This window comes from Moellerella wisconsensis (assembly GCF_022592395.1).
GTDB lineage: Bacteria > Pseudomonadota > Gammaproteobacteria > Enterobacterales > Enterobacteriaceae > Moellerella > Moellerella wisconsensis.
Map to the genome: position 1 here is coordinate 1 of NZ_CP093242.1, position 15,472 is coordinate 15,472.

At 41.8% G+C, this 15,472-nt stretch carries 10 protein-coding genes; 5 read left to right on the forward strand and 5 right to left on the reverse strand.

What is annotated here, in order from left to right; translation table 11 throughout:
* From dnaA to gyrB, 4 genes are read left to right on the forward strand one after another with little or no spacing between them, the layout of a single operon-like run.
* Entirely contained in the window at nucleotides 1-1,395 is a 1,395-nt protein-coding gene (dnaA, locus tag MNY66_RS00005) for a chromosomal replication initiator protein DnaA (RefSeq protein WP_047254779.1), read from the forward strand.
* Nucleotides 1,396-1,400: 5 nt separating this feature from the next.
* A complete protein-coding gene (dnaN, locus tag MNY66_RS00010; RefSeq protein ID WP_053907264.1) occupies nucleotides 1,401-2,501 on the forward strand; it encodes a DNA polymerase III subunit beta in 1,101 nt (366 codons plus the stop codon).
* Nucleotides 2,502-2,513: 12 nt separating this feature from the next.
* Nucleotides 2,514-3,608: a DNA replication/repair protein RecF gene (recF, locus tag MNY66_RS00015; RefSeq protein WP_047254781.1), complete on the forward strand. Its 1,095-nt coding sequence runs from the start codon at nucleotides 2,514-2,516 to the stop codon at nucleotides 3,606-3,608.
* A gap of 19 nt (nucleotides 3,609-3,627) precedes the next feature.
* Nucleotides 3,628-6,042, forward strand: a complete 2,415-nt coding sequence (gene gyrB / locus MNY66_RS00020) for a DNA topoisomerase (ATP-hydrolyzing) subunit B (RefSeq protein ID WP_047254782.1) — start codon at nucleotides 3,628-3,630, stop codon at nucleotides 6,040-6,042.
* Nucleotides 6,043-6,152: 110 nt separating this feature from the next.
* Here gyrB and MNY66_RS00025 read toward each other — a convergent pair whose 3' ends face one another.
* The 5 genes from MNY66_RS00025 to ykgO form a co-directional block, all read right to left on the reverse strand.
* Nucleotides 6,153-7,409 (reverse strand): MFS transporter, encoded by a 1,257-nt coding sequence (locus MNY66_RS00025; RefSeq protein ID WP_241501190.1) that lies wholly within the window; start codon nucleotides 7,407-7,409, stop codon nucleotides 6,153-6,155.
* Nucleotides 7,410-7,431: 22 nt separating this feature from the next.
* The gene (locus MNY66_RS00030) at nucleotides 7,432-10,566 is read right to left on the reverse strand and encodes a beta-galactosidase (RefSeq protein ID WP_241501191.1); all 3,135 of its coding nucleotides are present in this window, start codon (nucleotides 10,564-10,566) and stop codon (nucleotides 7,432-7,434) included.
* Between the two features lie 174 nt (nucleotides 10,567-10,740).
* A complete protein-coding gene (locus MNY66_RS00035) occupies nucleotides 10,741-11,844 on the reverse strand; it encodes a LacI family DNA-binding transcriptional regulator (RefSeq protein ID WP_047254785.1) in 1,104 nt (367 codons plus the stop codon).
* Between the two features lie 150 nt (nucleotides 11,845-11,994).
* Nucleotides 11,995-13,101, reverse strand: a complete 1,107-nt coding sequence (gene asd / locus MNY66_RS00040) for an aspartate-semialdehyde dehydrogenase (RefSeq protein ID WP_241501192.1) — start codon at nucleotides 13,099-13,101, stop codon at nucleotides 11,995-11,997.
* Nucleotides 13,102-13,577: 476 nt separating this feature from the next.
* Entirely contained in the window at nucleotides 13,578-13,718 is a 141-nt protein-coding gene (ykgO, locus tag MNY66_RS00045; RefSeq protein WP_047254787.1) for a type B 50S ribosomal protein L36, read from the reverse strand.
* Nucleotides 13,719-14,300: 582 nt separating this feature from the next.
* On the opposite strand from ykgO, the gene nagK reads away from it, so the two are divergent.
* Nucleotides 14,301-15,212, forward strand: a complete 912-nt coding sequence (gene nagK / locus MNY66_RS00050; protein ID WP_047254788.1) for an N-acetylglucosamine kinase — start codon at nucleotides 14,301-14,303, stop codon at nucleotides 15,210-15,212.
* Nucleotides 15,213-15,472: the final 260 nt, after the last annotated feature.

Genomic DNA, 15,472 nt, shown 5'->3' on the forward strand with positions numbered 1-15,472 from the left:
GTGTCACTTTCGCTTTGGCAGCAATGTCTTGCCCGATTGCAGGATGAATTACCTGCCACAGAATTTAGTATGTGGATACGCCCCCTTCAGGCTGAACTGAACGACAACACGTTGGCGTTATATGCGCCTAACCGTTTTGTTCTTGACTGGGTAAGAGATAAATACATTAACAATATCAATGAATTGTTGAATGATTTTTGTGGTTCAGATGCACCGGTCTTACATTTTGAAGTCGGCAATAAGCCGATGCAAAGAGTCGCGACGAGCAATAGCGTTCGTGGCACCAGTGTACCATCATATACGACCTCGTCTCCTACCCCGCCGGTCAGACCCAGCTGGGATAATTCAACCAAAGTGCAGCCCGATGTCTCTTATCGTTCTAATGTGAACCCTAAGCATACATTTGATAACTTTGTTGAAGGTAAATCCAACCAACTTGCCCGTGCCGCGGCAAGACAAGTGGCAGAGAATCCTGGTGGCGCCTATAACCCACTGTTTTTATACGGTGGTACAGGGCTAGGTAAAACGCATCTTTTGCATGCTGTCGGTAATAGCATCATGCAACATAAAGAGAATGCGCGCGTTGTTTATATGCACTCTGAACGATTTGTTCAAGATATGGTCAAGGCATTGCAAAATAATGCGATAGAAGAATTCAAACGCTACTATCGTTCTGTTGATGCACTGCTGATTGATGATATCCAATTTTTTGCCAATAAAGAGCGTTCACAAGAAGAATTTTTCCATACTTTTAATGCGCTTCTGGAAGGCAATCAACAAATTATTTTAACCTCAGATCGCTACCCAAAAGAAATTAATGGCGTAGAAGATAGACTAAAATCTCGTTTTGGTTGGGGATTAACGGTCGCGATTGAGCCACCTGAGCTTGAAACGCGTGTCGCTATCCTAATGAAAAAGGCTGATGAAAATAAAATTCAGCTACCGGGCGAAGTGGCCTTCTTTATTGCTAAACGTCTGCGTTCCAATGTACGAGAGCTAGAAGGTGCATTAAACCGCGTGATCGCTAATGCAAATTTTACCGGGCGAGCAATTACAATTGATTTTGTTCGTGAGGCATTGCGTGACCTTTTAGCGTTGCAGGAAAAATTAGTTACTATTGATAATATTCAGAAAACTGTCGCTGAATACTACAAAATTAAAGTGGCGGATCTCCTTTCTAAACGTCGTTCCCGTTCTGTCGCACGACCAAGACAAATGGCAATGGCTCTAGCAAAAGAGCTGACTAACCACAGTTTACCCGAGATCGGAGATGCCTTTGGTGGCCGTGACCATACCACGGTATTACATGCCTGTCGTAAAATTGAACAATTACGCGAAGAAAGCCATGACATCAAAGAAGATTTTTCTAACTTAATCAGAACATTATCATCTTAAGTATTATGAAATTTATCATCGAACGTGAGCAGTTATTAAAACCGTTACAGCAAGTCAGCGGCCCTTTAGGGGGACGTCCTACGCTGCCTATTTTGGGCAATCTGCTGTTACAGGTAAACCAAGGTTCTCTGTTATTAACCGGAACCGATCTCGAAATGGAGATGATGGCACGAGTGCCTTTAACTCAAGAACACCAACAGGGCGCAACCACCGTACCTGCTCGTAAATTCTTTGATATTTGGCGCGGATTGCCTGATGGCGCTGAAATTAGCGTAGAACTTGACGAAGATCGCCTGCTTGTGCGTTCTGGTCGTAGCCGATTTTCACTGTCGACACTTCCTGCCGCTGATTTTCCCAATTTAGATGACTGGCAAAGTGAAGTAGAATTCTCACTGCCTCAATCTACGTTGAAACGACTGATTGAAGCCACGCAATTTTCTATGGCGCATCAAGATGTACGTTATTATCTCAACGGTATGTTGTTTGAAACCGAAGGACAAATTTTACGTACAGTATCAACAGATGGGCATCGTCTAGCCGTTTGTTCGATGGAAGTCGGCCAAGAATTGCCAGCACATTCAGTGATCGTTCCTCGTAAAGGCGTGATTGAGTTAATGCGTTTGCTCGACGGCGGTGATACCCCACTGCAATTGCAAATTGGCAGCAATAATATTCGGGCACATGTTGGTGATTTTATTTTCACCTCTAAACTGGTCGATGGTCGTTTTCCGGATTACCGCCGTGTGCTACCTAAAAATCCAGATAAAACATTAGAAGCACGCTGCGATATACTGAAACAAGCTTTTTCGCGAGCGGCTATTTTATCTAATGAAAAATTCCGCGGCGTTAGACTGTATTTCAGTGAAAATCAGCTGAAAATTACTGCTAACAATCCGGAGCAAGAAGAAGCTGAAGAAATAGTCGATGTTCACTATCAAGGTGGAGAAATGGAGATTGGCTTCAATGTCAGCTATATCTTGGATGTTCTCAATACCTTAAAATGTGAGGAAGTTACGTTATTCCTGACAGACGCCGTATCCAGTGTGCAAATCGAAGATTCAGCCAGTCGTTCGGCTGTTTATGTCGTTATGCCAATGCGTCTGTAATACTGACAATTTATGATCCTTTCGCGTCTACTTATCCGCGATTTTCGTAATATAGAAAATGCGGATCTCTCACTGGCCAGTGGTTTCAATTTTCTAATTGGGCCCAATGGCAGTGGGAAAACCAGTATTTTGGAAGCCATTTATACCTTAGGCCACGGACGGGCGTTTCGTAGTATTCAGGCAGGCCGAGTGATTCGCCATGAGCAGCAGCAATTTATTCTGCATGGGCGTCTTAGCCATATGACCGACGAACGCGGTGAACTCGCATTAGGTCTGAGTAAAGACCGCAATGGTGACAATAAAGTCAGAATTGACGGTACTGACGGGCATAAGATAGCAGAACTGGCAAAATTATTGCCGATGCAACTTATTACTCCCGAAGGCTTTACATTATTAAATGGCGGTCCAAAATATCGCCGAGCCTTTATTGATTGGGGATGTTTTCATAATAATTCCCTGTTTTTTTCTGTCTGGTCGGATTTAAAACGACTTCTTAGACAGCGTAATGCCGCATTGCGGCAAGTTAGCCATTATGGGCAAATGCGGCATTGGGATAAAGAAATCGCCCCTTTAGCGCATCAAATTAGTCAATGGCGCACAGACTATACCGCAGGAATTGCGGAAGATATTGAAAATACGTGTAAACAATTTTTGCCTGAATTTTCACTCTCTGTCTCGTTCCAGCGAGGATGGGACAAAGAAACCGATTATTCAGAGTTGTTAGAGCGCCAGTTTGAGCGTGATAAAGCGCTAACCTATACAGCCACAGGACCCCATAAGGCAGATCTACGTATCCGTGCGAACGGAACTCCTGTCGAAGATATGTTATCCCGTGGTCAGTTAAAATTGCTGATGTGTGCATTACGGTTAGCGCAGGGTGAATATTTCACCCGACAGAGCGGACAACGATGTCTGTATCTGCTGGATGATTTTGCCTCGGAACTTGATGCAGGCCGCCGCCAGTTATTGGCAGCTCGCCTCAAAGCTACGCAAGCTCAGGTGTTTGTCAGTGCGATAACCCCCGAGCAAGTTAAAGACATGATTGATGGAAACAGCAAGATGTTTAGCGTAGAACATGGCAAAATAGAGGTTCAACCACAGGATTAGAAATGAGCGGGAAACGTTGATGTCGAATACATATGACTCCTCAAGTATCAAGGTATTAAAAGGGCTGGATGCGGTGCGTAAGCGCCCGGGCATGTATATCGGTGATACAGACGATGGTACAGGCTTACACCACATGGTCTTCGAGGTTGTTGACAACGCTATCGACGAAGCCCTCGCAGGTCATTGTGATGATATTATCGTCACAATCCATGCAGATAACTCAGTCTCAGTTCAGGATGATGGACGTGGTATTCCTACCGGAATACATGAAGAAGAAGGGGTTTCGGCGGCGCAAGTTATCATGACCGTCCTGCATGCGGGAGGCAAATTCGATGATAACTCCTATAAAGTCTCCGGCGGTTTGCACGGTGTAGGGGTATCTGTTGTTAACGCCTTGTCTGAAAAACTGGAACTGGTTATCCGTCGTGATGGTAAAGTCCATGAACAAACTTATCGTCATGGTGAGCCACAAAGTCCATTAGCCGTCGTCGGTGAAACTGATTTGACCGGGACCATGGTTCGTTTCTGGCCAAGCCATGAAACCTTCAAAGGCATTACCGAATACCAATATGATATTCTCGCTAAACGACTGCGTGAACTGTCATTCCTGAATTCAGGCGTATCCATTCGATTAATCGATGAACGTGATAATCGCCAAGATCATTTCCATTATGAAGGTGGTATTAAGGCCTTCGTCGAATATTTAAGTCGCCATAAAACGCCTATCCATCCAAATGTTTTCTATTTTTCTACAGAAAAAGACGGCATTGGCGTTGAAGTCGCTATGCAGTGGAACGACGGTTTCCAAGAAAACGTCTATTGTTTCACCAATAATATTCCACAACGCGATGGCGGAACCCACTTAGCGGGTTTCCGTGCTTCAATGACCCGTACCATGAATGCTTACATGGAAAAAGAGGGTTATCAGAAAAAATCCAAAGTCAGTGCAACCGGTGATGATGCCCGTGAAGGTCTGATTGCGGTTATTTCTGTTAAAGTACCCGATCCTAAATTCTCCTCACAAACCAAAGAAAAACTGGTGTCATCTGAGGTTAAGACCGCGGTCGAAACCCAAATGAATGAGAGATTAGTTGAGTATCTATTGGAAAATCCATCAGATGCTAAAATTGTCGTCGGAAAAATTATCGACGCAGCTCGTGCGCGTGAAGCCGCACGTAAAGCGCGTGAAATGACCCGCCGTAAAGGGGCTTTAGATTTAGCGGGTCTGCCAGGCAAATTAGCTGATTGCCAAGAACGTGACCCTGCATTCTCTGAGCTGTATTTAGTGGAAGGGGACTCTGCGGGCGGCTCGGCAAAACAAGGCCGTAACCGTAAAAATCAGGCTATTTTACCGCTGAAAGGTAAAATTCTGAATGTCGAAAAAGCGCGTTTCGACAAAATGCTGTCATCTCAAGAAGTCGCAACACTAATTACCGCATTAGGTTGTGGTATTGGCCGCGATGAATATAATCCAGATAAACTGCGTTATCACAGCATAATTATCATGACGGATGCTGATGTCGATGGTTCACATATTCGTACCTTGCTGCTGACATTCTTCTATCGTCAAATGCCAGAAATCGTCGAACGTGGCCATGTCTATATCGCTCAACCGCCTCTTTATAAAGTGAAAAAAGGCAAGCAAGAGCAATATATTAAAGATGATGATGCCATGGACGCTTATCTAATTTCTATCGCCTTAGATGGCGCAGCTCTGCATTTAAGTGCCGATGCTCCACCAATGAAAGGTGAAGAATTAGAAAAACTGGTAGTTGAATATAACGCGGCACAGAAAATTATTCGTCGCTTAGAACGCATCTATCCTAAAGCCCTGCTGCATAGCCTAGTTTATCAAACTACGCTGGTGGAAGATGATCTGAAATCACCAGAAAAAGTCGAGCAATGGGCGCAATCTCTCGTTAAACGTTTAAGCGATAACGAAGAGTTTAGCAGTACCTATAGCTATACCATTAATGAAAACCGTGAACGTCAAATGTTTGAACCGACGATCCGCATTCGTACTCATGGTATTGATACTGACTATAATCTGGACTTTAACTTCGTGCATGGCAGTGAATACCGTCGGATTACGCATCTAGGTGATTTAATCGCCGATCTAATTGAAGATGGCGCTTATATTGAACGTGGTGAACGTCGTCAAAACGTCAGTAATTTTGAAGATGCTCTAGCCTGGTTAAGCAAAGAATCACGTCGTGGTTTAGCGGTACAGCGCTATAAAGGGTTGGGTGAAATGAACCCGGATCAACTGTGGGAAACCACAATGAACCCAGAGACTCGCCGAATGATGCAAGTCACGGTTAAAGATGCTATCGCTACCGATCAGCTATTTACGACATTAATGGGTGACGCGGTTGAACCTCGTCGTGCATTTATCGAAGAGAATGCGCTGAAAGCGGCGAATATCGATATCTAATCTGTTGCTAATCGCCGTAAATATAATAACCCCGTCAGTTTTACTGGCGGGGTTATTTTTTATAGCAACTGTATGGTGAGATGATTGTATGGCGAGATGATAGCCGTAATTTAAGTCGTTTTACCTGATGCTTGCCCACGAAGTTCCGCTGCTTTAGCCGGAGAAACCAACGTAAAATAAGAGATCACAGTAAAAGCTAACACAATACAGCCAAGGATCAGGTAAGTGCCTTGAAAACCAACTTTTTCATATAATTGGCCGGTAAAAATAGACATAAACATAATCGCCAATTGTTTAAAAAAGCAGAAGCACACTAAATAGATAGTGGCAGAAAATCTAACTTCAAATACGGTAGTTATATATTTAAAGCAACCCACAATTAAAAATGGTACTTCAAACATATGCAGGGTTTTCAAAATCACCACTTCAACGGCCGAGGTAGCAAATGAAGAGCCTAAAATACGAACGGCCATAATCATACCAGCAATTAATAGCCCGTTCTTCGCACCAATACGATTGATAATTACCGGTGCAAAAAACATAATCGTGGCATTTAATAGCTCGCCTAATGTGGTCACATAACCGAAGACCCGTATTCCTTGATGCGGCGAATCAAAAAAACCGACAAAGAAATTAGCAAATTGCTGATCAAATACATCGTAGGTACAAGAAACCCCAACCACGAATAAACTTAAAAACCACAGGTTACGATCTTTAAATAACAAGAAAATCGTTTTTAAGGTAAAAGGTTTCTTATTTGCCCCCAGCTCGTTAGCCACTAATGAGCTATTATCAGCCTCAGGCTTCGCAAAGAATAACAATATTGCCAGTAAAATTGCGCATACCGAGCCCATCCAAAAAACAAACTGGTCATTGATAGTCATCATAATGCCAGCAATAGAGGCACAAATCGCCCAGCCAATGCAGCCAAATAAACGCGCACGACCAAATTCAAAATGGCTTCTACGGCTAACTTTCTCAATATACGCCTCAATGACTGGCGCACCGCCGTTATGGATAAAACCGAGGTAAATTCCGCCAACTATCGAAGCTAAATAAATATTAAATTGCAGTAATGGCCCAAACACAAAAATAAAGAATGGGCCAAACAACACCAACATCACTGTAATAATCCACAGAAGATGTTTTTTAAGTCCTAATTTATCCGATAACACCCCAAATACAGGCTGGAATACTAAAGAGAACAATGAAATACAGGCAAAAATGATCCCGGTTTCTCCCTTGGTGATATGGTTAACATCTGCTAACCAAATCGGGAAAAATGGAAAGTAAGCCCCCAAAATAAAAAAGTAGAAAAAGAAAAAGCTACCAAATAACCAAAAGTTCCTATTTTTCCAGTAATACATAGCTAGAGTCCTTTTAGTTAGCCTATTGGCATGCTTGGCGCTGCCACGTTATCTGATATTGATAGTGATTACCCACCAGCAAATATTCAGGACGAACGCTCGGGCTCCAGGAATCATCCCCACCAATTCCCATGTGCCAGCCATCTATATTGACCCAACATCCCGGCTCTTTATGCAATAAATGGCGATGCGATGTTTCCATCAATTGTTGCTGGCTATATTGGCTCACACCGAAATGGAATTGACCGCTAAATTGATGCTCTGCTAACTGTAATTGGCGTGTATCACAACGCAACCCGTTTTCCGATGGAAAAATATAACCGGTATACAGATCATCTAATGGCAATGTCCAAGCGCTAAATAATGCACCACTTTTACGATCGGGATAGTTTTCAAACGGGCCTCGGCCGAGCCAAGATACTGATTCTGGCACGCGATTAATGCAGCAACTTAAACCAATTCTTGCTGGCTCCGCATAACCTGCCGCAATATCAACACTGACGTCGATGGACATTTGATTATCGTGAGTTAAACGGTAATTTTTACGGCTGATAAACAAACAAGGCTCTGACTTCTGGAGTGGAGATTGAGATAAATAACGATGGATGGTGCGAACTAAAACGCCATCACTCAAATGTTCAACGCTAAAATAATCCAATACAGTAGAAAGTTGATAATGCCCCGCTCGCTTCCAACGTTCTACCCACGCATTAGGATCAATTCTATCTACTTCGCTGACACCAATATCGTTATCCAACGGAGCACGGGTAAAATTATCTCTTAACGGCGATAATAATCCCGCCTGATCCTGCTGCCACCATTGAGTTAATTCTCCGCTCGTTGAGTTAAATACCCAGCGAGAATCGCCTATAGTGATATTCACTTCCTCATCCTGCGTACCGATTTCAGCCTTAATCGGCAATTTTGGCGCAGTTATATCGCTCGGTTGAATATCTATTTTTGAAAGTAACGGCCATTGCTGCCACGCCGTTTTTAACTTTGGCTCGGACCAAGCTGTCGCTTGTGGTTGAATAACTTCGACGGTTAGCCACAGTTCACCGTGCCCCGTGATTTCTGGCTGAGCATCAATAATTAACGTTTGTTGGCTTTGAGGGGCAATATTAAGAATTTCTTCTCCTGAACAAAGTGTCTGGCCATTCCATTCTAAACGCCAAATAAGTAATTCGTTATCGGTATGGCGGAACAAGAAATCGCTCGTTACTTTGATGGTCAGGGGATGTTTATTGACTAATTCAAAAGTAAAAAACTGTTGGGCGTGTTTAGCTTCAAATAATGACGGATGCGGTGTTCTATCCGGAAAAACTAATCCATTAAGACAAAACTGGCGATCATTCGGCGTATCATTAAAGTCACCTCCATAAGCGTAATAATGCTGTTCATCGTCTTGTTTGGTCAACGCTTGATCAACCCAATCCCAAACGAAGCCACCTTGTAAACGAGGATACTGACGAAAAGCCGCCCAGTATTCAGCAAACCCACCTAAACTATTCCCCATGGCATGGGCATATTCACATAAAATTAAAGGTCGTGATTCATTCGGTAGGCTGATCCACTTTTTAATCGACCATTTAGGCACTTGTGGGAATGGCTGATCCTGATCGACACGAGAATACATTGGACAAATAATATCGGTAGCCGCGGTATTGGCACCGCCCCCTTCATACTGTACGGGGCGGCTTGGGTCACATTTTTTCACCCATTGATACATCGCATCGTGATTATTACCATAGCCAGATTCATTCCCCAGAGACCAAATAATAATAGATGCGTGATTACGATGGTTCAGTACTAAGCGTGTCATTCTGGCCATCATGGCATTTAGCCACACCGGGTCATTAGACAACCGGCTCATTGGCGTCATACCATGAGTTTCAATATTGGCTTCATCGACAACGTACAAACCATAACGGTCACAAAGTTTATACCACAGGGCATTATTCGGATAATGAGAGCATCGAACCGCATTGAAATTATGCTGTTTCATCAACAGAATATCTTTCAACATGGTGACTTCATCCATCACTTGTCCATTCTCAGGATGATGTTCATGTCGATTAGTTCCACGGATTAATAATGGCTGACCATTAACGGTTAATAACCCATTTTCAATCGCAACTCGACGTAAACCCACATCACAGCCTTCAAACTCAATAGCCTGACCCTGCTCATCTAATAGGGTTAGCACTAAGCGATAAAGATGCGGAGTTTCTGCACTCCAAAGCAACGGAGAGTTAACCGGCAGTGTTAAGCTGACTCTGTCGTTATAACAACCTCTTTCATCGATAATTTCACTGCCTAAAAATGATTGCTGTGAAGCCACTCGCGTATCTTGCCACCACAACTCCGCCCGAACTTGTAAAGAATCCAATAATACGACTTCACAACTTACCTCAGCAGTAACAACCACTTCACCGGCAGTAAGAGCTTCATTTAATACAGTTTGCACTCGATAATCAGAAATATACTGTGCAGTTTTGTGCTGTAAGCTCACATCACGGAAAATACCGCTCATGCGCCACATATCCTGATCTTCCAGATACGTTCCATCACACCAACGCAATACCATGACCGCCAAGCGATTTTCGCCCACTTGTAGATATTCCGTTAAATCGAATTCCGCAGGTAACCGACTGTCTTGCGAATATCCCACCCACATTCCATTACACCAAAGATAAAACGCAGAATTCACCCCATCAAAAACAATATGCTGATATCCATGCTGTAACTCATGCTCAGACAGACTAAATGTGAGCGAATAACAACCCGTGGGATTTTCGGCAGGAACATACGGAGGGTTTACCGGAATAGGATAAGTCACATTAGTATAAATCGGATTATCATAGCCACTTAATTGCCAGTTAGATGGAACAGAAATATCATCAGCTTGCGCTAAATCATGATGAACCCATTCACTAGGTACCGATTCAGGATGACTGAAATAACTGAATTTCCATTGACCATTCAGGCTTTTGACCTTATTGCTCGGATGATCCTCACGCGCAGATGCTAAATCACACCAACTATGCAGAGCCGTGTGTGCAGGCCGTCGATTAAATTCGATGACGGCCGGATTCTCCCAATCACGACGAGCAAGGACTTGGACTAAATCTAAATTTTTATGATGTTGTTGTGACATAACCGTCATCTCCGCTAATAGCTAATGTTATACGCTCACATAACTAATTAAACTGACAGATGGCGAGAATTTGTAAAGTAGAGGATCAGAAAATGAAGGGGTGGCTCACAGTTTATACAATAAATAATGCAATTAAAGTGACTGTAAATCGCCTATTATCACAAAAAAGATGGTCTATAATTCCGACAACTGCTCTGCGATCTGACGTAATTGTTGCGCTAATTGGGATTTATTAGCTTTGTCTTCGGGTAAATGTTTACCCGTGGTTTGTCGAATAATCAACTCGGTCGATAAAATTGTTTGATGAATATTACGGATAAGCGCTCCCGTTGTATCCTGCCGCCGAGATAAGTGTTCTATTATCACTTCCGTCGCTTTACAACCTAATAATTCGAAATCTTGCCGAATGGTAGTTAAAGGGGGATAAAAATAGGCGCTATCATCAGTATCATCATAGCCAATCACCGATATTTGATGAGGAATATCAATTCCCGCCTCGTGTAAAGCCCGCAAAACCCCTAATGCCATCTCGTCATTAGCGACCAAAATTGCGCTCGGTCTATTCTGATAAGCCAGAATTTCGCAGCCTAAACGATAACCCGATGCCGCACTCCAATCACCTTCAAGTAAACAAAAAGGCTGAATATTCTCACTGCTTAAGACCTCCATCCACCCTTTAAGCCGCAATTGTGCGGAGATAGAGGATGTTGGCCCTTGGATAAGAGCAATGCGTTGATGCCCTAACTCAAGCAAATAACGAGCCCCTTTTTTTGCTCCTTCAGTAGAATTGGTCATTATCGATAACAATGGAATTTCAGGATCAATATCGAGAAAAGCAATCGGCGTTTCACCGTATAGCGAGTCAATTTCCATCGCTTGGGATTGATTTAATGGAATATTAATTACAATGCCATCGACTCGCTGCGACAGTAATTCGTTAATTGCTTTTCTTACGTCTAAAAAATCAAGCGTTTGAGCCATTGAGATAACTACGCTATATCCCAGCTTATCCGCATGTTTCTTAACCGCAGAGGCGATTTTAGAGGGTGCATGAAGCGCGAGATCTATTGTCGCAAGCCCTAAAGTATAGGTTTGTTTACCGGCTAACTGTTGGGCGACGCGATTGGGAATGTAATTCAGTGTTTCCATGGCAGAGAACACTTTCTGGCGAGTTTTTTCAGCCACCGAGGCAGAATTATTGATCACACGAGAAACAGTTTGATAAGAGACCCCAGCTAATGCGGCCACATCATTCAACGTTGTCAATTTCTGCGACATCTTCATTCTCCAATTTGATAAATCAGCGAGTTATTATTTACTCTTTATGACCCACTTGTTATCCCTCTAAATGGGTAAATTAATTCCGATAAAAAATGGCTCCCAATCATGGCAGCCATTTTATGCAATGTACAATTTAAAGACTAAAAATTATAGCAGGATATTAAGCATACGGCGCAGTGGCTCCGCGGCTCCCCACAATAATTGGTCACCCACCGTAAAGGCAGACAGATAATCTGGCCCCATATTGAGTTTACGTAAACGACCCACCGGTGTAGCTAAAGTTCCAGTAACGGCAGCTGGAGTCAGTTCACGCATACTTATTTCGCGCTCATTAGGAACAACTTTAACCCAGTCATTATGAGCGGCTAAAAGCTGTTCAATTTCGTGTAGAGGAATATCTTTTTTCAATTTCAGCGTAAATGCTTGGCTATGGCAGCGTAACGCACCAACACGAACACACAAACCATCGATAGGGACAATATTGCTGCCAGTATTTAATATTTTATTGGTTTCTGCCTGGCCTTTCCACTCTTCGCGGCTTTGTCCATTATCGAGGCGTTTATCAATCCAAGGAATTAAACTCCCCGCTAAAGGCACACCGAACTCATCACAAGGCATCGCACCATTACGAGTAAAATCAGTAACTTTCTTTTCAATCTCTAAAATAGCTGAAGCTGGATTCTGCAACTCTTTAGCTACCTGAGCATGCAATGCGCCCATTTGAATTAACAGTTCACGCATATTGCGTGCACCCGCGCCAGATGCAGCTTGATAGGTAGCAACCGATGCCCATTCAACTAAGTTATTAGTAAATAAACCGCCTAAAGACATCAGCATCAGGCTAACGGTACAGTTACCGCCAACAAATGTTTTGATCCCTTGATTCAATCCCGCATCAATATGCTGACGGTTAACAGGATCAAGAATGATGGTGGCATCATCTTGCATACGCAGCGCAGATGCCGCATCAATCCAATATCCATTCCACCCGCTTTGGCGCAATTTAGGGTATACCAAATTCGTATAATCGCCACCTTGGCAGCTGATAATAATATCGAGTGCTTTCAACGCATCAATATCATTAGCATCCTGCAAGGTTCCACGATGACCGCCATAAGTGGGCGCTTCTTCGCCCTGCTGAGAGGTAGTAAAAAATACCGGATGAATAGCGTTAAAATCACCTTCTTCGACCATACGCTGCATTAATACGGAGCCAACCATGCCACGCCAGCCGATAAAACCTACATTTTTCATTATATTATACCCTGTCCGAACATTGCTTATCGATATTAAACTCATCATGTTTTATCCCTAAATCCCATGACAAGAGTGCCCTGAATTTGTCATTTTCTACCATACTGAGGCCATCTAGTTCAAAGTTCCAAATAACACTCCGTGATAAAAAATAAAATTTCTCTTTATGCTCAAAATACCTTGAGTTGTCGCCGAATTATCCCACTCTAAACCACAAATTACAGCAACATCCCGGGAACGTGAAGTACAGAGAGTTCATTTAAGCTGACAAAATATTAATCAGAGTGCAAGCAAATTTAATCACTATCAGCGCTAAGATTAGTAATAACGCTAATAATGCAGAGGAAATAGAGATTGCAGCAACATATTACTGCAATCTTGATTACATTGTTTTAATCCAACAGGTTAATAACATAAGAATTTAATAACATAGCTAACCATGTCGCGAGCTTAGGATGAATAATAAATAACAAAAATTAAGATTTATTTTTCCCCCCTTGCACCGCTTTAAAGCGAGGATTAGTTTTGCAGATAACATAAACACGTCCTCGACGACGAACAACCTGACAATCTGGATGACGGGTTTTAGCGCTTTTTAATGATGTTAATACCTTCATAATTGACCTGTTTTTATTTCCTATAAATGGAGTTGCCATGATAATGTATGTTATAACATAACAGTGAAATATAGGGAATATCTATACAGGCAATATCACGACATAAAAACAGGCGATTTAAATGATCGGAGATAACAACGTCTACATTTACCCAACGAAGAGGATAAGTATTGAGCGATATAGTTTATATATATCAATAAACTATATCGCTCTCAGATTAATGTTAACTATTCTTATCCTATCGAGATTAGATCTAATGAAAATATCCCACATAATTTTTACGGTACCCAGCACTGTTAAAACAAAACGCTAAAAACGTTAATATAATAATCATGTAACTTTTATCGATTAAATAGCAGACATATATTTACAGGCGGAAAAAAATTAATAAATGTAACCATAAATAAAAATATATTATTTAAAATAAATAGTAATTCGATTTAAAAAACATATCTATAGATGCTCAAAAGTTCAGCGAACTATGTCATAATAAATTAATGGCTGTCAGGTGCTGGTGTTTGAATAAATCTAACCCAACGATACCTGACAATGTATCCCAGGTAACTAAAAGAAGAGATTGTTATGTATTATGGTTTCGATATGGGTGGCACCAAAATAGAACTTGCTGTTTTTGACAACGACCTGAATCAAATCTGGCAAAAACGCCTACCTACGCCAAAAGAAGACTATCAATTACTATTAAATATCTTCAAAACACTCACTGATGAAGCTGATGCCCTATTTAATTGTCAGGGTAAAATTGGCGTAGGTGTGCCTGGGATAGTCAATCACCAACAAGGAACCGTATTTACTACTAATGTTCCTGCTGCTCAATATAAACCATTAATTAAAGACTTAACCGAAAAACTGGGTCGCCCAGTAAAAGTTGAAAATGATGCTAATTGCTTCGCGTTATCCGAAGCTTGGGATAAAGAGTTTATTCAATATCCTACCGTATTAGGTTTAATTCTTGGTACTGGTGTGGGTGGCGGCTTTGTCATTAATGGTAAGGTATTATCCGGTAAAAATGGCATTGCCGGTGAAATCGGTCATATGAATCTCACCTTAGAAGCGAATAAAATATTAGGTGATCGAGTACCACAAATTGTCTGTGGTTGTGGAAAAACAGGCTGTTTTGAAACCTATTTATCTGGCCCAGGTTTTGAACGCCTCTATTTTTCATATACCGGAGAAAATGTATCTGCGGTTGATATCATCCAGCGTTATCATCAAGGTGAGCAAGACGCCATTTTGCATGTTGAACGCTATATGAATGTGCTCGCCATGTATCTAGGTAATATCGTAACCATTTTTGATCCCGATTTATTAGTTATTGGCGGTGGATTATCTCAATTCGATGAAATTTATCGCTTATTACCTGAAATATTACCTCGGCATTTATACAGCATCGCTGAATTACCGGCTATCGAAAAAGCTCGGCATGGAGATTCTGGCGGCTCCCGTGGTGCTGCTTTTCTTCAATTAGGCGGATAACACAAACCGACGCAGAATGTTACTAAACATCCTGCGTCGGTTAAATTTTTATGTTCTTCTATTACCATTAATTTCCGGCCTTAATCCAATAAATATTATCTCTAACTAATTTATATATTTATTCTTTTCGCTATTTAACTCTCATTAATTGTATTTAATTTAAATAATTGACTTAAATAACTAGTTTTAATAAATAACAATGTATCATTTATAATAAAAACAATAGAATATATTAGTATTTAGAGATTAGTCTGATAAAA

Excerpts from the sequence above, each read along its gene's own strand:
- dnaN (WP_053907264.1), top strand. The coding sequence starts at position 1,401 with ATGAAATTTATCATCGAACGTGAGCAGTTATTAAAACCGTTACAGCAA.
- recF (WP_047254781.1), top strand. The coding sequence starts at position 2,514 with ATGATCCTTTCGCGTCTACTTATCCGCGATTTTCGTAATATAGAAAAT.
- gyrB (WP_047254782.1), top strand. The coding sequence starts at position 3,628 with ATGTCGAATACATATGACTCCTCAAGTATCAAGGTATTAAAAGGGCTG.
- MNY66_RS00025 (WP_241501190.1), bottom strand. The coding sequence starts at position 7,409 with ATGTATTACTGGAAAAATAGGAACTTTTGGTTATTTGGTAGCTTTTTC.
- MNY66_RS00030 (WP_241501191.1), bottom strand. The coding sequence starts at position 10,566 with ATGTCACAACAACATCATAAAAATTTAGATTTAGTCCAAGTCCTTGCT.
- MNY66_RS00035 (WP_047254785.1), bottom strand. The coding sequence starts at position 11,844 with ATGTCGCAGAAATTGACAACGTTGAATGATGTGGCCGCATTAGCTGGG.
- asd (WP_241501192.1), bottom strand. The coding sequence starts at position 13,101 with ATGAAAAATGTAGGTTTTATCGGCTGGCGTGGCATGGTTGGCTCCGTA.
- ykgO (WP_047254787.1), bottom strand. The coding sequence starts at position 13,718 with ATGAAGGTATTAACATCATTAAAAAGCGCTAAAACCCGTCATCCAGAT.
- nagK (WP_047254788.1), top strand. The coding sequence starts at position 14,301 with ATGTATTATGGTTTCGATATGGGTGGCACCAAAATAGAACTTGCTGTT.